Here is a 22,354-nt window from a genome sequence, read left to right as displayed (position 1 = left end):
ATTAATCGTTCTATTTATATAAAAAATGTAAGGGTTTATAAAGAGGATGAAGTCGTTTCAAATGGAGGAATCCTGATAAAAGACGGAACAATTAAAGCCATTGATTCCTTGGATAAAGGAATTCAGACAATAACGGAAGATGCAGTGATTATAGAAGGCTCTCATTTAAATGCGATCCCCGGATTTATTGACGGTCACATTCATGGTGCAGATGGTGCCGATACTATGGACGCAACAGAGCGTTCACTTGATACCATGGCTTCTTTCCTACCTCAGGAAGGGACCACCAGCTTTCTTGCTACAACAATCACTCAATCGTTTGAAAGTATTGAGAAAGCCTTAGCGAATGTAGGAAATTATAAACAAAAGGCTAAACATGCTGAGGTAATTGGTGTGCATCTTGAGGGTCCATTTGTTGAAAAATCAAAGGCAGGTGCACAGCCGCAAGAATATATTATAAAGCCGGATATTGAAACGTTTAATAGATGGCAGGAACTATCTCGAGAAAAAATTCGAACCATAACGATGGCTCCTGAACATGATGGGGACGGGTCTTTTATTCACCACCTAAATCAAATCGGTGTCAATGTTTCGGCAGGTCATACGGATGCAAATTATGAGGGGATTAAAAAGGCGGTTAATGATGGCCTGCATCAAATGACTCATCTTTGTAATCAGATGAATGGTATACATCACCGGGATATTGGTGCTGTCGGGGCAGCGTTTCGGCTAGAAGAGTTGAAGGCAGAACTTATCGCTGATGGCATTCATGTATCGTCAGAAATGCTGCAGATTATTTATCAAAATATAGGAAGTGACCGGTTGATTCTGATCACAGATGCAATGCGGGCTAAAGGGTTACCTGATGGTGATTATGAATTAGGTGGTCAACCAGTAAAAGTAAAAAATGGGAAAGCTGTATTAGAGAATGGAACACTCGCAGGAAGTATTTTAAAAATGAATGACGGTGCCAGAAACATGCTTGGATTAGAGGGAGTCCATATGAGGGATATTATCAAAATGACTGCTGTCAATCCTGCAAAGCAAATCGGTATTTTTGACAGAAAAGGAAGTATTGTGGAGGGGAAAGACGCAGATATTTTACTTGTCGATGATGATTTAAATATTAAATACAGTCTTTGCCGTGGAAACATTGCATACAAAGGAGAATGAACAATGGACCTAATCAAGGTAAAAGATTATCAGACCATGAGTGAAAAGGGTTGTGCATACTTATTGAATCATTTTCAAACGTTGAAAAACCCAATTCTTGGACTGGCAACGGGTTCAACTCCAGAGGGTCTATATAAACAGCTGATAGAAAAATATAAAAAAGGATTCATTTCTTTTCGGGATGTCTCTACTTTTAACTTAGATGAGTATGTTGGCCTGGAGGAGAAGGATCCCAATAGCTACCATTATTATATGAATGAGAAATTATTTAACCATATTGATATTTCAAAAGAGAATGTTCATCTTCCAAATGGAACTGTGACTAACCTTCAACAGGAATGCAGGGATTATGAAAGGTTAATTGAGCAGGCTGGCTATGTTGATGTTCAAATTTTAGGACTCGGGTTAAATGGTCATATTGGTTTTAATGAACCAGGCACACCTTTTTCCAGCCGAACTCATGCCGTGGAGTTAAATGAAAGTACGCGTGAAGCCAATGCAAGATTTTTTGATTCCAAAGAGGCTGTCCCAAGACAGGCAATAACAATGGGAATTGAAACCATTTTGGAGAGTAAAGAAATTTTGTTGCTGGTTTCGGGTAAGAAAAAGGCAGTTGCTTTGGCCAGATTACTAAGCGGTGATATACGAGAAGATTTTCCTGCATCCGCATTAAAAAAACATCCACATGTAACAATTATTGCGGATGAAGATGCTTGTGTCCATATTGGGGAGCATGTATATCAGTAAACAAAGTTTGTGAAAGAAATGAGGTTGGAACACACCAAAGGCGATTAATCCAAAGAGGAACATGAACGATTTTAGGAGAAGGATTTTTTCCGGTACGACTTATACAGCTTCCCATCCTAATTTCTGTTTCGTTCAAGGTTATCTTTGATCAAAACCCTTTGTTTCAGCCTCATTTCCTATCCACTCATATTGTATATAAATGATTTTTAAACAATACAGCCTTTAACGTAAAATAATCAATTTTATCTGGCAGCTCATCTTTAATGGGTTTAAGGCGATCTGTTTCCACTTGTTCCTTTACTTCAAGTATTTGCTTCTCCTCTTCAGCAGAAAAAATTTCATGCCAGTTGAGTGGGTGGCCTTCATCTGCACTTCGAATAATATGGTTTTGTATGGTGTTTGGTGAAAGGTTACGCTTTTTGGCGATTTCATCGATAGTAAGCTTTTGTTCATGAAATAGCTTATATGTAATCAAATAACTTGGCGTGTCTTCATTAGATTCACCTGTCTTATCCGAGCTTTCGGGAGTGATGGATTCTTTCTTCTCTTTCGTTTCCACATCGTTGTTTTCCACATAAGTTTGGATTTCTTCTAAAAAAGGCTCCCCATATTTTTCTAATTTGGATTGACCGACTCCTTTTATATTTAACAGACTCGTTTCATCAGTTGGGTAATACATAGTCATTTCTTTTAATGTAGCATCAGAAAAAACTACATATGGTGGAACATTCGCGTCATCAGCCAGCTGTTTTCTGAGTGAGCGTAGAATTTCAAAGAGTTCTTCATTACCTTCTGTCTTCTGTTCTTTTACTTCAGTCATCTTTTTATAGACTTTGGTCTCTCCTTTTAAGATGGGAACCACTTTTGGTGTGAGTTGTACGACAGGATATTTTCCATCAGTCAGTTTTAGATATTGCTCTGCCAGTAAATAATTAATCAGTTCTACAATCTCTTTTTCCCGCCTGTTTTTCATCAGACCATAGGTAGAGAGCCGGTTAAAGCCAAGCTCTTTCATTCGTTTATTTTTTGAGCCCTTTAAAACCTGCGCTACCAGGGTAACTCCAAATCTTTCTTGCATTCGTTTTACACTGGAAAAGATCATTTGGGCTTCCTGAGTGATGTCTACCTGCTTTCGTTTATCAGTACAATTGCTGCATTTTTCACACCGATGTAAGGGGTTGGGATCATCAAAATATTCCAGTACATAGGCTTGTAAGCAGTTTTCAGTATGGCAGTATTGCACCATTTGTTGTAGACGTGCGTATTCATGAGTTCTTTGCGTTTCATTAAGATTGGTTTCTTCAATTAAAAATTTATGGATTTGAACATCCTGTGGTGAAAACAATAAATAACATTCACTTTCTTCCCCATCCCTTCCTGCTCTGCCTGCTTCCTGATAATAGGATTCAATATTGCGGGGCATATTGTGATGAATGACAAATCTTACATTCGATTTATCAATTCCCATTCCAAATGCGTTGGTGGCTACCATGATTGAAATGTTATCTAAAATGAACTGCTCCTGGGCTGATTGTTTTTCCTCTTCTGAAAGTCCTGCATGATATTTCGCAACGGATATGTTTTGCTTTTTTAAGAATTCATAGAGCTGATCGACTTCTTTTCGAGTAGAAGTATAAATGATGCCTGATTCGTTAGAACGTCTTTTGATATAATGAAGAATGAAATCTCGTTTATTGATTCCTTTAAGCACCTGAAAGGATAGATTTTCTCGTGCAAAGGTTGTAAATACCGTATGTTCACGGGGAATATTCAGTAATTGGGTAATGTCATCAGCGACCTCTTTTGTTGCTGTTGCTGTAAGGGCTAAAAGAGGTGTTTGTTCATTGAGTTCTTTTAAAATGGGTATAATAGACCGGTAGCTTGGCCGAAAGTCATGACCCCACTGTGAAATACAGTGAGCTTCATCAAAAGCAATTAAAGAGATTTCGGTTGAATGTATGGTTTGTAAAAAGAAGTGAGACTCAAATCGTTCCGGGGCTACGAAGACCATTTGGTATGTTCCCGCCTGAATTTCCTGCAATCGTTCATCGATTTCCTGAGCGGATAAGCTGCTATTAATAAACGTAGCCGAAATCCCGTTTGCATTAAGGGCATCAACCTGATCCTTCATTAAAGAAATTAACGGGGATATGATGATGGCGGTACCAGGTAAAATCAGGGCCGGGATTTGATAGCAAAGAGATTTTCCCCCACCTGTAGGCATAATACCAAGTGTGTTTTGTTGGTTTAATATATGTTGAATGATGTCTTTTTGTCCTGTACGAAATTCAGTATAACCAAATTGTTCATTTAAAACATGTCTAGCTTCTTTTAACATTTCTTCAAGCAGCCTCCTGTAATTCTGGTAAGGTAATAGTAGAAATCGTTTGTTAACCATAACCATTGTGCTAAATAGCTTTCTTTATTCTATCATTGTTTTATGTATAACGTATAGTCACTATAATTCTACAATTCCTGCTTGTTTTCGTATGAAAATAAAAGGATTACTCGTAAGAAATCTACATTTATTTGATAAATAAAAGATCTTTTATGCTTTATTCCATGCTGTGGGCACCTGCATAGCCGAAAGGGGGAGAGGTTAATGAACTGGAAAAAAATGAGGGCGTTGTATCCTTCACTTGTATTGTGGGAACCGGATTTAGAGGTTGACTATTCGACCTACAACTGGTTTAAACGGGAAGATGGAAGGGTTTTTGGAATTCAGAGAACACAATTAAGTGATTACGACGAAACCGTTTTAAATGCTATATTTACAAGGGTTCAGGTAACCAAGCGGGCACGAACCAAAAGGGAAGTGCTTTGGGAACAGGCATTATTTGGAGAAGAAGCTGGGGAAATGCTGGATATTGATACCTTTCGTTTGATTTTTTTTGAAATCGATTGCAGAACAGGGGATTTATCTTTAATTGAAGAAGGATTAAAAGCGATTTTTTTTGAACCAATGCCTTTGCTCTGGTTAAGCCACGATACAGGTGTTATCGTAGAGGAATTTCACGAAAAAGAGAATGAAATGGTTGATTTAGATGAAGTGATTGAAACGATAATGAGTGATTTGTACGTGAACCTTCACTTTTTTGTTGGCGAACGAATGACGGATGTTAAGAGTGTCAAGTATCAATTTCAATGGATGAAAAAAGTAGCCTGTTTTTCTTTTCAACGGTTAGCTAAAGATGTGATGTATGTTAAGGATATCCTTCCTTATTTATTGGTGAATCACTTAGATAAAGATGAAAGGGAATATGTATCCGCCATACTCCTTAAGGAAGTGAGGGAAGAGAAAGAGCTATTACAAACCATTCAAACCTATCTGGAGTCCAATTCAAATGTGACTGAGGCTGCAAAGAAAATGTACATGCACCGGAATAGTCTTCAGTATCGAATTGATAAGTTTATAGAAATCACAAACATAGACATTAGAACATTTGAAGGAGCGGTTACTACCTATTTGGCTTTGAAAATGCTGGACGTATAGTCCAGCATTTTCACATTTTTACATTCCCTTCAATAGTCTGATTGTATCTTCGGCCTTTAGTCTGAGGAGATTTCGTGCTGCCTGCCGTTATGCAATTAACATGATGCCGGTATACTGAAGTCATCAAGAGATAAGAGGTGAGAGAGATGCAGTATACCATTTATGAATTAGAACAAATGGTGAAAGATAAACGGATAAAATAGATCAGTCAAAACGGAAAGGAGCCTTAGAAATGAATATCTATGAAATGGAGCTCATTATTGGTTCAAAAAGATTATAACAATCATTTGTGAAATTAGAGGTGAAGATATGATAATCTAAATTTAATAAAACGGAGGCAGTTCGAATCTAATGAGAACTTTAAATTGGATCTTTCATTAAATCCTTTTCTTTATTCATTCAGATCAAAGAATGATAGAGAAAGGGATTTTTATTTTGGAAACACCCCCAGAAGAACATCGTGCACAAATCTATCCAATATTTTTGTGCAGATTGGCTATATCTTTTTCAACAGAAATTCAGTAGACTAATAACTAAATTATAAAGCGTTTACATATTTAAGGAGGATAAATAATGGCTGATGTGAAATTAGATCATGTGTATAAGGTGTATGATGGTGATGTCGAGGCCGTCCAGGATTTTAATTTAGATATCAAGGATAAGGAATTCATTGTGTTTGTGGGTCCCTCCGGATGTGGTAAATCTACAACACTTCGTATGATTGCGGGGCTTGAGGAAATTACCGATGGTGATTTGTATATTGATGAAAAGCGAATGAATGATGTAACCCCGAAGGACCGGGATATTGCAATGGTATTCCAAAACTATGCCCTTTATCCGCATATGAATGTGTATGACAATATGGCTTTCGGATTAAAGCTGCGCAAATTTAGTAAAAGTGAAATTGATCAGCGCGTACAGGAAGCAGCGAAAATTCTTGGTCTTGAGGATTATCTAAAACGGAAACCTAAGGCTCTATCAGGTGGTCAGCGTCAGCGTGTTGCTTTAGGTCGTGCGATTGTACGTGATGCAAAAGTATTTTTGATGGATGAGCCTTTATCTAACCTGGATGCTAAGCTGCGGGTGCAAATGCGGGCAGAAATACAAAAACTGCATCAGCGCCTTCAAACAACTACGATTTATGTTACCCATGATCAAACGGAAGCTATGACGATGGCGACAAGACTGGTTGTGATGAAAGATGGTGTAATCCAACAGCTTGGATCACCTAAAGAGGTTTATGATGAGCCCAATAATATGTTTGTAGGCGGATTTATTGGTTCTCCTGCCATGAACTTTATTGAAGGAACGTTAAAAGAGGACGGTTTTTTACAAATTGAGGATTTAAAAGTAAAGATTCCGGACGAGCGAATGAAGGTATTAAAGGAAAAACAAGGACCAGGAAAAGACATTATTTTAGGCATTCGTCCAGAGCATATTCACGATGAAACGGCTTTTCTTGAGTCATCACCAGAGACAACTCTAAATGCTAATATAGAAGTAGCAGAGCTGATGGGTTCAGAGACGGTTCTTTACTCAAAGACAGGTAATCAGGAATTTGTTGCGCGTGTGGATTCACGTACAGATTTGCAGGGAGGAGAATCTATTAAACTCGCTTTTGATATGAGTAAGGCACATTTCTTTGATAAAGAAACAGAGGAACGTATACGCTAAAGCCAATCAATCATCTTGCGGATAGAAGATAGAAACAACCCCTCATCCATTAAGGGATGGACGAGGGGTTGTCAGACTATACGTGTAATAGGTAGGTGAACAACGTGGAAGAACGAAAAACAGCATTTAATAGACTGTTTGGTGAATTAGAAAAGACCCGTGAGTTTTTTGCGCCAGGTAGAGTAAATTTAATAGGGGAGCATACAGATTATAATGGTGGGCATGTGTTTCCGTGCTCGCTAAATATTGGCACCTATGCCATTGCACAAAAACGGTCTGATCAAAAAATTCATATGTATTCGGTCAATTTTCCCGAGCAAAAGGTAATAGAACTGGACTTACAAGCGATTCGCTACCAGGACGAGCATGATTGGGGGAATTATCCTAAAGGTGTAATTGCTCAATTCCAGCAATCCGGTTACAGGTTTCCTTCTGGGTTTGATGTGGTGTTTGAAGGAAATATTCCCAATGGAGCCGGTCTCTCCTCATCCGCTTCTATTGAGATAGCGACAGCTGTTCTGTTAAATCGGTTTTATCATTTCGGCTTGAACATGAAGGAACTTGTCCAAATGGCTCAAAGAGCAGAAAATGATTTTGTCGGAGTAAACTGTGGAATTATGGATCAATTTTCAATTGGATTTGGGAAAAAGAATCATGCTGTTTTGTTAAATTGTAAGAATCTGAATTATTCCTATAGCCCCATAAAAGTTGATAATTGGTCTTTAATCATTGCTAACACAAATAAAAAACGGGGGCTTACGGATTCCAAATATAATGAGCGCCGTCTGGAATGTGAACGGGCGTTAACCGCACTGAAGGAAATGCATGATATCGAATATTTGTGTGATTTGACACTTCAGGAGTTCCAGGAATCCGAGTATCTCATTTCAAATGAACTTGATCGGAAAAGGGCTCGCCACGCTATTTCTGAAAATGACCGTACTCGCAGGGCTCATGAGGCATTGGCAAAGGGAAACCTGGAGCAATTTGGTCAATTAATGAATGAGTCCCATATTTCTTTACGAGATGACTATGAGGTGACCGGAATAGAACTGGATACATTAGTAGAAGCAGCATGGGAGCAAGGTGCGCTTGGAGCACGGATGACCGGGGCCGGATTTGGCGGCTGCACAGTCAATCTTGTGAAAACAGGTGAGCAGGAGGAATTTTTCCAAAATGTAGCTCGGAGATATAAAGAAAAAACAGGAATAGAGCCATCCTTTTACACGGTTTCCATTGCGGATGGGGCACATGAACTCTAAAATAAAGCATAGACAGATGTAAAACATTTGAATCAGGACTAGAAATAGGAGGAATCAGTTATGTCCGTTTTAGTTACCGGTGGTGCTGGATACGTTGGCAGTCATACGGCGATGGAACTTATCGAAAAAGGCTACGAAGTTATTATTATTGATAATCTTGAAAAAGGTCATGAGAAGGCCGTACTTCATGAGGCAAAATTTTATAGTGGAGATTTACGTGATGAAAGCTTTTTACATCATGTTTTTGAAGAAAATAATATCGAAGCGGTCATCCATTTTGCGGCTAATTCTCTTGTAGGAGAGAGTGTAGAGGATCCATTAAGATACTATGAAAACAATGTTTATGGAAGTCTGAAACTTCTTCAAACGATGAAAAAGCATGACGTTAATACGATTGTTTTCTCATCCACAGCAGCTGTATATGGCGAACCCCAAAATATTCCGATTTTAGAATCAGATTTAACTGAACCCACCAATCCATATGGTGAAACAAAGCTTGCGGTTGAAAAAATGATGAAGTGGTCGGCTCATGCTCATGGATTAAAATATAACGTCCTGCGTTATTTTAATGTGGCGGGAGCTCATATGGATGGAAAGCTTGGTGAGGATCATGATCCAGAGACTCATCTTATCCCGATTATTTTGCAGGTTGCTTTAGGCAAGCGGGAAAAAATTTATATTTTCGGGGATGATTATGATACGCCAGATGGTACTTGTATTCGGGATTATATTCATGTAACAGATCTTGCGGATGCCCACATTTTAGCACTTGAGAATTTAAAAGCAGGCGGTGAAAGTGGAGCTTTCAATTTAGGCAGTGGCCAGGGCTTTAGTGTAAAAGAAGTTATTGAAACTGCACGTGAGGTAACGGGTAAGGATATACCGGCTGAAGTGGCTCCACGCCGTGCAGGAGACCCAGCTAAACTGGTTGCTTCCTCTCAAAAGGCGAAAGAATTACTAGGCTGGAATCCAAGGTATGAAAACCTGCAGGACATGATTGGATCTTCTTGGAATTGGTTCCAGAACCATCCAAGTGGGTATGAAGAATGAGTTGTAGGTTAGGCAGCACCAGGGAGCTTGCTAATTGGCAAATAAACAGAATCATTGGCTAATAAATGGTCTCAATAGGCAGATAAATAGATTGAGGCAAAAAGCTATATATTCTGCAAATTAAGGGTGAGTTCCCTGAAAATAACCTGCAATCTGCAGCAATTAATCACAGGATTTCGGCTAGTAAATGTTCATAAAATAACATCCCTTTTATCACAAATGTAGCATTTAAAAAAGTTCTATTCACATTACATCTTTTTCCTGATTTTAACCTAAGGAAGAAAAAATGAACTTGAAAGGAATTAAGAAGATGAGCGAAATCCCATAGGGAAGGGAGTCTTCAGATGAGAATGACTATTTATGAACAACTGGAGCGTTTAATCCATTATGGACTTCAAAAAGGGCTGATCGAAAAATGGGATGTGGAATTTGTTCGTAATCAGCTCCTGGAGGCTCTGAATCTTCAGGATCGGGAAGAGGCTGAGGTCAATGAGGAAAAACTCACGAACCCAACCCCTATCCTGGAGTCTATTTTAGATTGGGCCGCTAAGAACGAGCGATTTGCTCCCAATACCGTGACGAACCGCGACCTTTTTGACACGAAATTAATGGGCATTTTTGTTCCTCATCCATCTACGGTTATTCATAAATTCGAAGGGATTCGAGCGCAATATGGTTCTGAACAAGCAACGGATTATTTTTACCAGTTAAGTCAAGACGTCAATTATATTCGTACAGAGCGGGTAAACCGGAATATACAGTGGGTAAGCAGGACGAAATATGGAGATCTGGAAATCACCATCAACTTATCTAAACCTGAAAAAGATCCACGGGATGTTGCCAGGGCAAAAGAGGAGAAAGCCAACTATCCAGCTTGTGTATTATGTAAGGATAATGTGGGCTATGCTGGCCGCAGTCAGCACCCAGCCCGGCAAAATCATCGTATTATTCCTGTGAAGTTAGACGGGGAGCAATGGTATCTTCAGTATTCACCTTATGTGTACTACCATCAGCACGCGATTGTGTTTTCTGAAGAGCATCGTCCTATGTACATTTCGAAGGCAGCTTTTAGCAGGCTTTTGTCATTTGTCGAGCAATATCCCCACTTTTTCCTAGGGTCCAATGCGGATATTGCGATTGTTGGGGGATCGATTTTGAATCATGATCACTATCAGGGGGGACAGCACGAATTTCCGATGGCAAAGGCTGAGTATGAAGAAACCTTTGAACTGGATAAATTTCCAGCTGTAAAATCAGGGATTTTACACTGGCCGATGTCTGTGATTCGTCTTCAAGGCCATTCTAAGGATGAACTAACGGAAGCAGCTAATCACATTTTACAATCCTGGTTAAATTATGAGGACCTTCAAGCAGGGATATTATGTGAAACAAATGGTGAGCGTCATCATACGATTACACCGATTGCAAGGATACGTGATGGGCACTATGAGCTGGACCTTGTTCTTCGGAATAATCGAACCAGTGAAGAGCATCCATTGGGCATTTTTCACCCCCATAAAGAAGTCCATCACATTAAGAAGGAAAATATCGGATTGATTGAAGTGATGGGTCTTGCTGTTTTACCAGGCCGGTTGAAGGGGGAGCTTGAAAAACTGGCCACTTATTTAGCGAAACCAAATGCAATTGATCTCATTTATGAGGATCAGGCTACCGAAAAGCATGGAGAATGGGCACTGCGCCTTATGGAAAAGTATGACCTGTCAAAAGTAGAAAATATTCATGATATGCTTATGGATGAAGTAGGCCAAATTTTTCAAGTCGTTTTAGAGCATGCGGGAGTATTTAAGAAGAATGCTGAAGGAAAACAGGCTTTTCGGAGATTTTTGCAAACGCTTTGATACAGGGCAAGGTGATGATGATGAAAAATGTTTCCATTTATCTTGGATATATCGTAGGAATTATCGTTTTTATTCTATTATTTGCCTATATGATTTATTTTGGCAAGCAGACCTTTCATGTAGATCGAATGGGAGACACCAATGCCCATGATTATGATCATCATTTTGTCCTGATTCCTGAGGAAAAAGGAAGTGAGTACTGGTCCTTAGTTAGAGATGGTGCTATGGAAATGGCTAAACAGCATAATGCCTATCTCGAATACATTGGAGGAGCACAAACGAACCAGGATGAGCAGCTACGTACGCTAGACAAAGCTATTGATGCCAAAGTAGATGGGATATTAACGCAAGGAATAAAAGGGGAACGTTTTAAACAACTGGTCCATCTTGCTCGTGAAAAGGGAATTCCAGTTGTTACAGTTGATGCAGATAATCCGGAGAGTGAACGTAATGCCTATGTAGGTACAGATAACATTCGCGCCGGATATTTGGCAGGAGAAGCCTTTGTTAGTCGTACAAAAGGAAAGCAGCGTGTAGCCATCATCATCGGACGCTCGGAATCACCTAATCAGCAAAGACGTATGGAAGGCTTTCAACAGGCAATAAAAGGGGAAGAACGGATTAAAGTTGTAACGATAGAGGAATCAAATATTTCTAAAGTAGGAGCTGCCCAGACAACCTATCAAGCTTTGAAAGCGCATTCTGAGATTAATGCCTTTTTTGGGACGAATGTTCTGGCAGGAATTGGGATATCTCAAGCCGTCACACAGGTAAATATGGATGAGGATCCTTATATTGTTACCTTTGATACCCTGCCGAAGACCTTGAATTTAATGGAAAATGGGATGATTGATGCGACAATTGTTCAGCAACCCTACAATATGGGGAAAAGAGGAATTGAACTGCTTTTACGTGCAGGCAACAATGATTACATTGAGCCTGTACAATATACGTCTTCCTCCATTTTATATCAAGAGGATATCCACGAAGGCGTGTACAGAGGAGGCCTGCAGCAATGAAGTCCATACGAAGTAAATTAATGGCCTATTTTTTTGTGTTTGTCCTTCTTTTTAATGTCGTATCTGTTCTGATTTATTTTAGCAGTGATCGTCTTTTAAACGAATATCATACAAGCATTGAACGGTTTTTGATATTGAATCGTGTTTCTCAGAAGTCTATCGATTTATATGATAAGGTGAATCAATTTGTGTTAACTGGTGAAAAGGAAGACTTCAATACTTACTATCACACCAGGAAAGAGATTATAGAGGAAAAAAATCGTTTAAAGGAACAGTTAACCAGTGTAGAAGAAACCCAGCTGGATAAACATATTCATATGATTGAAACCCTTGTTCAAGAAACGGAAATGACGGCCGGTTTTGTGCTGCAGAATGATCTTGAGCAATATACGCATCATTTACAGGAAGCGCGTGAGACATCCAATTATATTCAGGAGACAACCCTTCAATTAATCGATTTGGAGCTTACAGAATATCAGGATTTTTATCAGGAGTTGGCAAAACGGAATGAAGCTTTCAGATCATTTACCATCTTTTTATTTTTAACAACTGTTTTCCTGGCAATTGGGGCAGCCCTTTGGTTTTCAAGAGGGATCAACCGTCCCATACGTTCGTTGTGGCATACAGCACGGGAGGTTTCCAGTGGTAAGCTAGACGGACCAGATATAGAAATTACATCTAATGATGAACTGAAATTACTAGGGAATACCTTTAATCAAATGCGAACGAACATTCAGGGCCTGTTTCAGGAAATTAAAGAAAAATCTGAGCTCGACCGTCTGTTAAAAGAGCTTGAATTAAAGCATTTACAAAATCAAATCAATCCTCATTTTTTGTTTAATACCCTCAATACGGTTGCACGAATGTCCTACTTGGAAGATGCCACATCTACGACGAGATTAATCGAATCGATATCTACTATTCTGCGTCATAGTTTAGGTGATTTAGACAAATCGGTTGTACTGAGGGATGAAGTGAAGATCGTGGAGGAGTACTTTTATATCCAGAAAACCCGCTTTGCTGATCGTATGACGTTTACACAGAACATCGATGAGTCATGCCTTGATCTTCCTGTCCCGCGTTTGACGCTGCAGCCTTTAGTTGAAAATGCCTTTATCCATGGTATTGAGAAAAAAGAAGACGGCGGTATGATTTCCTTGTGTGTATATCGTCAAGGTCAGACGGTTATGGTAGAAATTTCCGATAATGGCGTGGGGATGACCACGCAACAAAAGGAAGGGTTTCTGAATCTGTCACATAAAGATCACCAGGATCAACATGTAGGACATTCCACAGGATTAGGATTAAAAAACGTCATACGCAGGCTACAACTGTTTTATCAGGAGGATGATGTCATAGAAATTGATACAAAGGCGCATGCTGGGACTACGATTCGATTAAAACTTCCCGAAGCTATGGCAATCCGGAAAGGGGGAGAAGGTGCATGAAAACGATCATTGTGGAGGATGAATATTTAGAGCGTAAGGCGATGCGTAAATTTTTGGAGGAAAGCTTTACTGACTTAACGGTCGAAGAAGCACCAAATGGAAGAATAGCCATTGAACAGGCCCGCGAGTTCCATCCGGATTTTATGATTGTCGATATAAGAATGCCAGGGATTGATGGCCTGGAAGCCATAAAGACTATTCAGCAGCAGGCTCCTCAAATGAAGTTTATTATTGCCTCTGCCTACGATTCTTTTGAGTATGCGAAAAAAGCGATGAAACTGGGTGTAAAAGAATATATTTTAAAGCCAAGTAAAAAGGAGGAAACGATAAAGGCGATATCGCGTATTCAAACGGAAATTCAACAGGAAAAACAGACGGAGCAAAGAGAAGAACGTTTAGCCAAGGAACATTTTTTATTAAAAATTATGCAATATGAAATTGATGAAACTTTACGGAGATTGAAACGGGAGCACTTTTCCGATGTAAAAAGCGGCTGTTTCTTTGTGCTGGAACCAATCGATGATGAAAATTGGGAAAGGGTTCATGCCTATGTTGAACAACGAAATAAGGATCATATCATCATTCATAAACAGAATGATCAGTTGACAATGCTCCTCTTATCTGTAGAGCATTTACAAAAGAGTGACATGCTAAGCTTAGCCCGTACCCTTCATCTACTCCTGGAAGCTGATGTTTATATTGGGATAGGATTTCCTTATTCACAGCTTAAGGATTTTTCGACATCATATTATGAAGCCGTGAAAGCCAGTAAACAATTACTAAGCTCAAAGCAGGTAGGATACGGCTATTATCGGGAAAAACAAGGACACAATAAGGCAGCCATAAATACAGATCAGTTTTTATCTGACCTTCAAATGGGTAATGTGCAGGAGGCGAAAGCGGCTATTAAACAGCTTCTATCCATTCTAAATCCTCAAGAAACGCAGGAGCTTTACTTTAAAGTGAAGCATAAACTTGAGGCCATGGGAATTGATATGACCGATATTCATTTAACTGACGATAAGGATGAAAAGGAGTGGAAGAAGTTCGTCGAATACTGCTGTCTGGAAATACAGCAACTCCATCAGTCCTATCGTTATATTGAGCGGGCAAAAGAGTATATAGAAGAGCATTACCAGAATCCCATTTCACTGGAGGAAGTTGCTCAGCATGTGGAATTAAGTTCAAATTATTTCTCGAATATGTTTAAAGAGGAAACCGGGCAGACGTTTGTTGATTATATGACCGATATTCGCCTGGAAAGGGCCAAACAGTTACTAAAGGAAAATGCCTTCAGCCTGAAGGAAATCAGCTTTAAAGTGGGCTATAAAGACCCCAATTATTTTAGCCGTGTATTTAAAAAGCATGAACATCTATCCCCTAAACAATTCCAAAAGCAAATCTTAAAATAGTGAAGAAATTCATAAAATAGTGTAGAAATTAAAGGTCCGATTCAGTTTCAAAGCTTAGTATAATGATTGGTGAAAACGTTATCATTTATAGATGAAGGGGGAACACAAATTGAAAAAGATTTGGGTTTTGACTGTACTTATTCTTACATCCTTAATCTTTGCTGCATGCAGTTCTGATTCCGCAAACTCAGATGACGGATCAGATAGTGAAGACAGCAGTGAGGGAGAAGGCACAACCGTAGAGATATTTAGTTGGTGGACAGGTGCAGGTGAAGAAGATGGATTACTAGCATTAATTGATTTATTTAAGGAAAAGCACCCAGACATTGACGTAGAAAATGCGGCGGTTGCAGGCGGAGCAGGTACCAATGCGAAAGCCGTTCTTGCCAGCCGTATGCAAGGGGACGATCCACCATCCACTTTCCAGGTACACGGTGGAGCCGAATTGAATGATAGCTGGGTGGCAGCAGATAAAATGCAACCATTAGACGACTTTTATGAGGAAAATGACTTAATGGATAAATTTCCTCAGGATTTAATTGACTTAGTAAGTGATGAAGGAAATATCTATTCCATACCTGTTAACATTCATCGTGGTAATGTGATTTTCTATAACAAGAAAGTATTTGAGGAAAATAATATAGAAGTCCCTACAACTTTTGACGAGTTTTTAGCTGCTTCTGAGGAATTAGAGGCTGCTGGTGTAACCCCATTAGCTTTAGGGGATAAAAACTCCTGGCCAGCTACACAAATCTTGGAAAACATTTTGCTCGCTAAGCTAGGTCCTGATGATTATAAAGGACTATTTACGGGTGATGTAGCATTTGATGATTCAAGAGTAGTAGAGTCCGTTGAATTGTTTGGTGAAATGCTTAATTACATTAACGATGACCATGCATCCCGTGTTTGGCAGGATGCTGCTCAGTTAGTTGCAGAAGGTGATGCAGCGATGACAGTTATGGGGGACTGGGCAAAAGGTTATTTCAGCAATGATTTGAACTTAACTGTTAACGAAGACTTTGGCTATATTACAACTCCTGAAACAGAAGGATTGTTTATGGTCATTACTGATACATTTGGTTTGCCCAAAGGAATTGAAAATGAAGAAGAAACAAAAGAATTCTTAAAGGTTCTTGCTTCTGTTGAAGGGCAGGATACATTTAATCCGTTAAAAGGATCAATTCCGGCACGCGTAGACGCAGATGAGTCTAAATATGATGAATATGGAAAGGACACAATGGATGATTTCCAGAATGCTGAAGCGTTAGCGCCAAGTATTGCACACGGTTCAGCGGCTCCTGAAGGATTCCTTACAAAAATGAACCAGGCGGTTAACATTTTTGTAACTCAACAAGATGTGGATCAGTTAGTGAATGCATTAGTAAATGCCTCTTCAGAATTTTAATGACAGGATTTACATTGATACTCCCCTTTATACACCCCATCCATGGTCAAGACCGTATGGGGTGTATATCTTTTCTCATAGACTATTTGGGTTTGGAATCTCCTGATTGATTTCACTTAAGGAGGCAAGCGTGATGGGAACCAAACAGAAAAAAAGAAAAAAATTCAGTAAAGATCAATGGCTGGCAATCGGATTTCTTACGCCTTCTATTGTGTTAATTATCATTTTTGTTTATGGATTTATTAGCTGGACAGGGTATGTATCGTTGAGTAACTGGAATACCATAGTTCCGGATTTCTCCTTTGCAGGCCTGAAAAACTATTTGTTCTTATTTAGTGATTTCCGCTTTCAATCCGATTTAAGAAATATGCTCTTTTTCACGATTTTATTTATCGGGGCAGTCATTCTCCTCGGACTATGTTTAGCAATCTTGCTTGATAAAAAAATTAAAGGTGAATCATTTTTCCGTAATATTTTCTTATTTCCTATGGCTTTATCCTTTGTTGTTACCGGGGTGGTTTGGCAGTGGCTGTTAAACCCTTCTACAGGTGTTAATAATTTCTTGAAAACCTTTGGTATTGAGCCATTATGGTATACCGATACAAATATTCTGGCAGGCTTTCAATGGGGACAGATTGAATTTGGGGTTCCCGTAGCGATTATCTCCATTGTAATTGCATCCGCCTGGCAAATGACTGGTTTTGCCCTTGCTATGTATCTTGCAGGATTACGGGGAATTCCTGAAGAATTAAGAGAGGCAGCTCGTATGGATGGGGCAAGTGAGCTTCAAATATATCGTAAAATTATCCTACCACAATTACGTCCGATTACGGCTAGCGTGGTCATTATGATGGCCCATATTTCTTTGAAAATATTTGACTTGATCTATGCAATGACAGGACCTGGAGCGAACTTTGTAACAGACGTTCCTGGATTGTATATGTTCGAGACCACATTTAGAGGGAATTATTATGCGCACGGTGCAGCAATTGCGATTGTCATGTTGCTTGCAGTTGCTATCTTTATCGTCCCTTACTTGTGGAACAATAGGAGGGCTGATTCATAATGACGACAACATCTCATTACTTTGCTAGACTATTAAAATATTTCATTCTCATTGTACTGGCTCTATTTTTCTTAATGCCTATTTATGTCATTTTGGTTACGAGTTTAAAGCCACTTGATGAAATCTCCTTATCACAAATGTGGGCGTTACCAACTTCGATTGACTTTAGCAGTTATGTGCGGGCTTTTGAAGAGCTTGGCCCCAATTTTTTAAATAGCTTCTATTTGGCTATTCCGGCAACGTTACTATCAGCCTTGTTGGGAGCGATGAATGGTTATGTTCTGTCCAAATGGAAATTTAAAGGGTCTGAAACCCTATTTACATTTATTCTATTTGGGATGTTTATTCCTTATCAAAGTATTTTAATTCCGTTAATTCAGTTTCTTGATACCATAGGGTTATATAATTCAATTTGGGGGCTTATCTTTGTCCATGTCATTTATGGGCTTCCGATTACAACACTAATGTTTCGGAATTTTTATGCGAATATCCCTGATGAGATGCTCGAATCGGCCCGGATTGATGGAGCTGGGTTCTTAGGGATTTTCCGTCATATTATTCTTCCGTTATCGATTACAGGTTTCGTGGTAGTGGCAATCTGGCAGTTTACAAATATTTGGAATGAATTTCTATTCGCCGTCACCATTACGCAGTCAGATCAGCAGCCTGTAATGGTTGCACTGCAAAACTTATCAGGAAGTCAAATTGTTCAATGGAACGTCCAAATGGCCGGAGCCTTTATCGCAGCTCTTCCAACCTTACTCGTCTATATGATTCTTGGAAAATACTTCGTACGCGGATTATTAGCCGGATCGGTTAAAGGATAATCTGTGGGGACAGTCCCCACATGCTTTAAAGCGTTAAAGGATGGGTTTGTACAATAAAAGTGGAAAAATCCCAGCCGTTTGTTAGGGCTGGGATTGATTTATTTTAGCATTTGTTCCAGTACCTTTAATGAGCTAAGGGCATCTTTACCGGTTACAGCTGGTTCTTTATCATGAATGATGGCATCAACAAATGCGTCGATAACACCTGTAGATGTCTGGTTATCGTTCGTTTGAATAGGTTCAAGCTGATAGTTTATGATTTCTCCATCCTTTGTTTCTACAATTAATTGATTTTGAGCATCATGGTAGATTTTCAAGATTCCTTTCTTACAATAAATGGTTGTGGAGTTATCTTCTGATCCATAATAGGTCCAGGAAAAGGAAGCCGTTCCTAATCGCCCCTTTTTGGTTCTCAACACACTTACCACATTGTCACAGACTTCAATGGGATTCCCGTTTTCATCCATTTTATCTAATGCACCTCTAAAGGATTGAACGTCCACAATTTCATCATCTAACAAATAATGAATGAGGTCGATTTTATGTACGCCTAAATCGCCTGCTACCCCTGAATGGGAGCGATCCTTTTTGAAAAACCATGTAGCGTTCGATTGGTTGACTCCCCAGTGTTCCGGTCCCTGGTGTCCAAATGATGTTTTAAAGGTTAATACATCACCAAGCTCTTTAGAGGCAATCCATTCTTTTGCCTTCTGATGTGCTTTGGAGAAGCGCTGATTATGATCAACCATTAATTTTCTTCCTGACTCCTGTTGAGCTTTAATCATTTGTTCAGCTTTTTCCACACTAACAGCCAGTGGTTTTTCACATAAAACATGCTTTCCTTTCCTAAGAGCAGTCGAAGTGATAATGTGGTGTGTCTCATTTGAAGAGCAGTCACTGACAGCTACAATTTCTGGATCATTCCAAAGCTCTTCAACAGACTTTGCGATACGACCGCCAAATTCATCCGCTAAAGCTTGTGAACGTTCGGTATTCCGATCATAAAATATGATTTCATCTACATATGGGTTGTCGGCATATTCAGGTGCATGACGAAATCTCGTTATTGACCCGCATCCGATGATCCCTACTTTTATTGAGTTCATTATAGACCTCCTCAATCTCGTTTTTGGAAAAGCACAGCGATGATAATGATGAGTCCTTTAACAAGTCCCTGTAGGTGAGGGGAGATGTTCATCAGGTTCATCATGTTGTTTAACACACCTAGTAATAGTACCCCGAAAAAAGTTCCGATTACTTTTCCTTTTCCTCCCGTCATACGTGTACCGCCAATAATAACCGCAGCAATTGCATCTAGCTCATAAAGATTACCTGAACTGGAGGATGATATGGAATTTAACCGTGACGTTTCAATTAAAGCAGCGACACCGACCAATAAGCCACAAAGTGTATAAACTCCAATTTTGATCCGGTCTACTCGAATGGCAGATAAGAGGGTCGCTTTTTCATTACTGCCTAATGCATAAACGTAACGTCCGAAACGGGTTTTTTGCATCACAATGTAGATGATTAACGTTAAAAATAGAAAAATTATAATAGGTGTATCGATGGCACCAAGTGCACTATTGGAGATGTACATAAAGCCACCTACTTCAGCTGCCTGACTACCACCGTCTGCCAAATACAAAGCAATCGACCGGGCCCCGGCCATCATACCAAGTGTAGCAATGAATGAGGCGATTTTGCCTTTTGCGACCAGCAATCCATTAATGAATCCAGCCAGTGCTCCTACGGCGAGTGCAGTCAAAACCCCAACCAAAATACTCTCAGATGCATTTAATGATAAAATGGAAAACACACCTGCCATGGCAAGCACGGATCCAACCGATAGGTCAATGCCCCCTGATAGCATCACTAGGGTCATTCCAAGTGCAATAACGCCGATGGTTGATACTTGCATTAGAATATTCATCTGGTTTTGAAAGTGAAGAAAACGGTCATTCATAATCGTCGCTACAGCAAAAATGATGATAAATGCAATAAGGACGCTGTATTCGCTCCAAATCCAATTGAGGTTGATTCCCTTCCATAAAGTCCGGTCTTCATTCGTCCTAGTCCTGATATTAGCCAACCTGTTTCTCCCCCTTCTTAGCCCCGGTTGCATACTCCATTAATAATTCTTCTGTTGCATCTTCCCGGTTAAATTCACCTGTTAGTTCACCTTGGTACATAACGAAAATCCGGTCGCATATCCGTAATATTTCTGGGGCTTCAGATGATAGAACGATAATCGCCTTACCTTGTTCAGCTAAGTTCATAATGTGTTGATAGATTTCATTTTTAGCACCAACATCAATTCCTTGAGTAGGATTGTCAAAAATTAAAATATCAGCATTTACCTCCAGCCATTTGGAGATGACGACCTTTTGCTGATTTCCGCCACTAAGAGAATCGATGGTTATTTTGGGATTGTGTACTTTAATGTTTAATTCCCTCTGGTAATCTTCAAACTTATGGCGTTCCTTTCTGGCTTGTATCCATCCTTTTTTCTCGAAATGTTTAATTGAAGATAAACTCATATTTTCGATGACACTTAAGTCTTTTACAATGGCATTCTCTTTTCGGTTTTTCGGAACGAAACCAATTCCCGCCTGTAATGCTTTTTTTGGATGATTGATTTTAACCGATTGGCCCCCAACCTCAATCGTACCCTGATTCTTTTTTCGAAATCCAAAAATACTTTCAAACAGTTCGGTACGCCCATCACCAGCAAGCCCTGTAAAACCGACCACTTCTCCTTTAGAGACCGAGAAGTTTATATTTTGGAAATTCCCGTCACTGGTTAGATCTCGTACATGTAAAATGGGCTCTCCAATCGCATTTCGGTGATAGAGAGCATCTGTAGACACAGACTTCCCGACCATTAATTTTGTAATATCATTTAAATCCGTATTTTCTATGGTTCCTTTTCCAACAAAGGAGCCATCACGTAAGACTGTATATCGATCGCAAATCGCTTGAATTTCCTTTAGTTTGTGAGAAATATAGATGATAGAAATCCCTGATTCTTTTAGGGATTTCATAAATGCAAATAAACGACCAACTTCATTGTCTGTTAAAGAGGTTGTAGGTTCATCCATAATAATAAGTTGAGAATCCTTTAATAGAGCTTTGGCAATTTCAATCATCTGTTTGTAAGACGTTTCCAAGTCTCTAACATACGCTTTAGGATTTACATATATACCAAGCTTGGCTAAGACTTCCTCTGTATGATTGCACATTTCTTTTACATTTAGCATTCCCCATTTATTCCGAATTTCCGCTCCAAGAAACAGATTTTCATAAACGGTTAAATCTGTGACAACATTAAGTTCCTGGTGAATAAAACGGATTCCCTGCTCTTGGGATGTGCGGGGAGTATCCATGCTGATGGGCTGGCCATTTAAAACAATCTCCCCTTCATCTGGTTGATGAATTCCTCCCAGGATATTCATCAATGTAGATTTGCCAGCGCCGTTTTCGCCAAGAAGTGCGTGTATTTCACCTTTTTGTAAGGAAAAGTCAACCCCATGTAAAACGTCTACTTGATTAAAGGACTTTTTTATGCCTTTCATTTCCAAAACGGTATCTTGCCCCATGCTGCTTCCTCCTAAATCTTAAAAATAGGAAATACGATAGATACCGTTATATCTATCGTATTTTTTCTATTTATCTTTTTTAAAAGCTCCTTTCGTAAACTTTGTTGTTCTTTTACCACGCAGTTGTTACAAAATGCGACGCAACAGCAACGTGATTTCCGCTGCGGTCAGTCGCTTTCCGCGGGGGCTGGTAAACCTCCTCGTGCTATCGCTCTGCGGGGTCTCATCGATGCCTTTCCTCCCGTAGGAGTCGACAGTCCTCCGCTCCAATCACTGAGAAGTTTTTTATTTTAGTAAGACCTTGATGTGACCCGCGGAAA

General features: G+C 39.5%; 17 protein-coding genes. 13 read left to right on the top strand and 4 right to left on the bottom strand.

Translation table 11 applies throughout. From position 1 onward, the window contains the following. Positions 1 to 1,173 (top strand): N-acetylglucosamine-6-phosphate deacetylase, encoded by a 1,173-nt coding sequence (nagA, locus tag BMX63_RS01505; RefSeq protein ID WP_093131630.1) that lies wholly within the window; start codon positions 1 to 3, stop codon positions 1,171 to 1,173. A 3-nt stretch (positions 1,174 to 1,176) separates the two neighbouring features. Further along, on the top strand, positions 1,177 to 1,920 hold the full coding sequence (gene nagB / locus BMX63_RS01500) for a glucosamine-6-phosphate deaminase (RefSeq protein WP_093131254.1): 744 nt from the start codon (positions 1,177 to 1,179) through the stop codon (positions 1,918 to 1,920). 184 nt (positions 1,921 to 2,104) lie between these two features. Here the strand turns inward: nagB and recQ are convergent, their stop codons facing one another. Beyond that, positions 2,105 to 4,258: a DNA helicase RecQ gene (recQ, locus tag BMX63_RS01495; RefSeq protein WP_093131252.1), complete on the bottom strand. Its 2,154-nt coding sequence runs from the start codon at positions 4,256 to 4,258 to the stop codon at positions 2,105 to 2,107. A 264-nt stretch (positions 4,259 to 4,522) separates the two neighbouring features. Here recQ and BMX63_RS01490 point away from each other — a divergent pair, with 264 nt between their 5' ends. The 11 genes from BMX63_RS01490 to BMX63_RS01440 all read left to right on the top strand — a co-directional run bounded on the left by BMX63_RS01490 (position 4,523) and on the right by BMX63_RS01440 (position 18,435). Continuing rightward, positions 4,523 to 5,413, top strand: a complete 891-nt coding sequence (locus tag BMX63_RS01490; RefSeq protein WP_093131250.1) for a PucR family transcriptional regulator — start codon at positions 4,523 to 4,525, stop codon at positions 5,411 to 5,413. A 573-nt stretch (positions 5,414 to 5,986) separates the two neighbouring features. Further along, positions 5,987 to 7,087, top strand: a complete 1,101-nt coding sequence (locus BMX63_RS01485; RefSeq protein WP_093131248.1) for an ABC transporter ATP-binding protein — start codon at positions 5,987 to 5,989, stop codon at positions 7,085 to 7,087. Positions 7,088 to 7,182: 95 nt separating this feature from the next. After that, positions 7,183 to 8,349: a galactokinase gene (locus BMX63_RS01480; protein ID WP_093131246.1), complete on the top strand. Its 1,167-nt coding sequence runs from the start codon at positions 7,183 to 7,185 to the stop codon at positions 8,347 to 8,349. 60 nt (positions 8,350 to 8,409) lie between these two features. Next, on the top strand, positions 8,410 to 9,399 hold the full coding sequence (galE, locus tag BMX63_RS01475; RefSeq protein ID WP_093131244.1) for a UDP-glucose 4-epimerase GalE: 990 nt from the start codon (positions 8,410 to 8,412) through the stop codon (positions 9,397 to 9,399). 350 nt (positions 9,400 to 9,749) lie between these two features. Beyond that, positions 9,750 to 11,258, top strand: a complete 1,509-nt coding sequence (gene galT, locus BMX63_RS01470) for a UDP-glucose--hexose-1-phosphate uridylyltransferase (protein WP_093131628.1) — start codon at positions 9,750 to 9,752, stop codon at positions 11,256 to 11,258. A 14-nt stretch (positions 11,259 to 11,272) separates the two neighbouring features. Beyond that, positions 11,273 to 12,277: a sugar-binding protein gene (locus BMX63_RS01465; protein ID WP_143060101.1), complete on the top strand. Its 1,005-nt coding sequence runs from the start codon at positions 11,273 to 11,275 to the stop codon at positions 12,275 to 12,277. Further along, entirely contained in the window at positions 12,274 to 13,725 is a 1,452-nt protein-coding gene (locus BMX63_RS01460; RefSeq protein WP_093131239.1) for a sensor histidine kinase, read from the top strand. Before BMX63_RS01465 ends, BMX63_RS01460 begins: the two co-directional genes overlap by 4 nt. Beyond that, positions 13,722 to 15,137, top strand: a complete 1,416-nt coding sequence (locus BMX63_RS01455; RefSeq protein ID WP_093131237.1) for a response regulator — start codon at positions 13,722 to 13,724, stop codon at positions 15,135 to 15,137. Before BMX63_RS01460 ends, BMX63_RS01455 begins: the two co-directional genes overlap by 4 nt. Positions 15,138 to 15,228: 91 nt before the next feature. Beyond that, positions 15,229 to 16,542, top strand: a complete 1,314-nt coding sequence (locus tag BMX63_RS01450; protein WP_093131235.1) for an ABC transporter substrate-binding protein — start codon at positions 15,229 to 15,231, stop codon at positions 16,540 to 16,542. A 133-nt stretch (positions 16,543 to 16,675) separates the two neighbouring features. Beyond that, the gene (locus tag BMX63_RS01445) at positions 16,676 to 17,608 is read left to right on the top strand and encodes a carbohydrate ABC transporter permease (RefSeq protein WP_093131233.1); all 933 of its coding nucleotides are present in this window, start codon (positions 16,676 to 16,678) and stop codon (positions 17,606 to 17,608) included. Beyond that, the gene (locus BMX63_RS01440; protein ID WP_093131231.1) at positions 17,608 to 18,435 is read left to right on the top strand and encodes a carbohydrate ABC transporter permease; all 828 of its coding nucleotides are present in this window, start codon (positions 17,608 to 17,610) and stop codon (positions 18,433 to 18,435) included. The genes BMX63_RS01445 and BMX63_RS01440 overlap by 1 nt, the downstream gene beginning before the upstream one ends. 98 nt (positions 18,436 to 18,533) lie before the next feature. Here BMX63_RS01440 and BMX63_RS01435 read toward each other — a convergent pair whose 3' ends face one another. From BMX63_RS01435 to BMX63_RS01425, 3 genes are read right to left on the bottom strand one after another with little or no spacing between them, the layout of a single operon-like run. Continuing rightward, positions 18,534 to 19,541: a Gfo/Idh/MocA family protein gene (locus BMX63_RS01435; protein ID WP_093131229.1), complete on the bottom strand. Its 1,008-nt coding sequence runs from the start codon at positions 19,539 to 19,541 to the stop codon at positions 18,534 to 18,536. 11 nt (positions 19,542 to 19,552) lie between these two features. Beyond that, positions 19,553 to 20,527 (bottom strand): ABC transporter permease, encoded by a 975-nt coding sequence (locus BMX63_RS01430; RefSeq protein WP_245732669.1) that lies wholly within the window; start codon positions 20,525 to 20,527, stop codon positions 19,553 to 19,555. Continuing rightward, entirely contained in the window at positions 20,520 to 22,034 is a 1,515-nt protein-coding gene (locus tag BMX63_RS01425; RefSeq protein ID WP_093131225.1) for a sugar ABC transporter ATP-binding protein, read from the bottom strand. The genes BMX63_RS01430 and BMX63_RS01425 overlap by 8 nt, the downstream gene beginning before the upstream one ends. Between the last annotated feature and the right edge of the window lie 320 nt (positions 22,035 to 22,354).

It is taken from the genome of Salinibacillus kushneri (genome assembly GCF_900111405.1).
Taxonomy (GTDB): Bacteria; Bacillota; Bacilli; order Bacillales; family Alkalibacillaceae; genus Salinibacillus; species Salinibacillus kushneri.
Note: the sequence above shows the minus strand (reverse complement) of the source record. Positions and strands in the feature narration are given on the sequence as shown.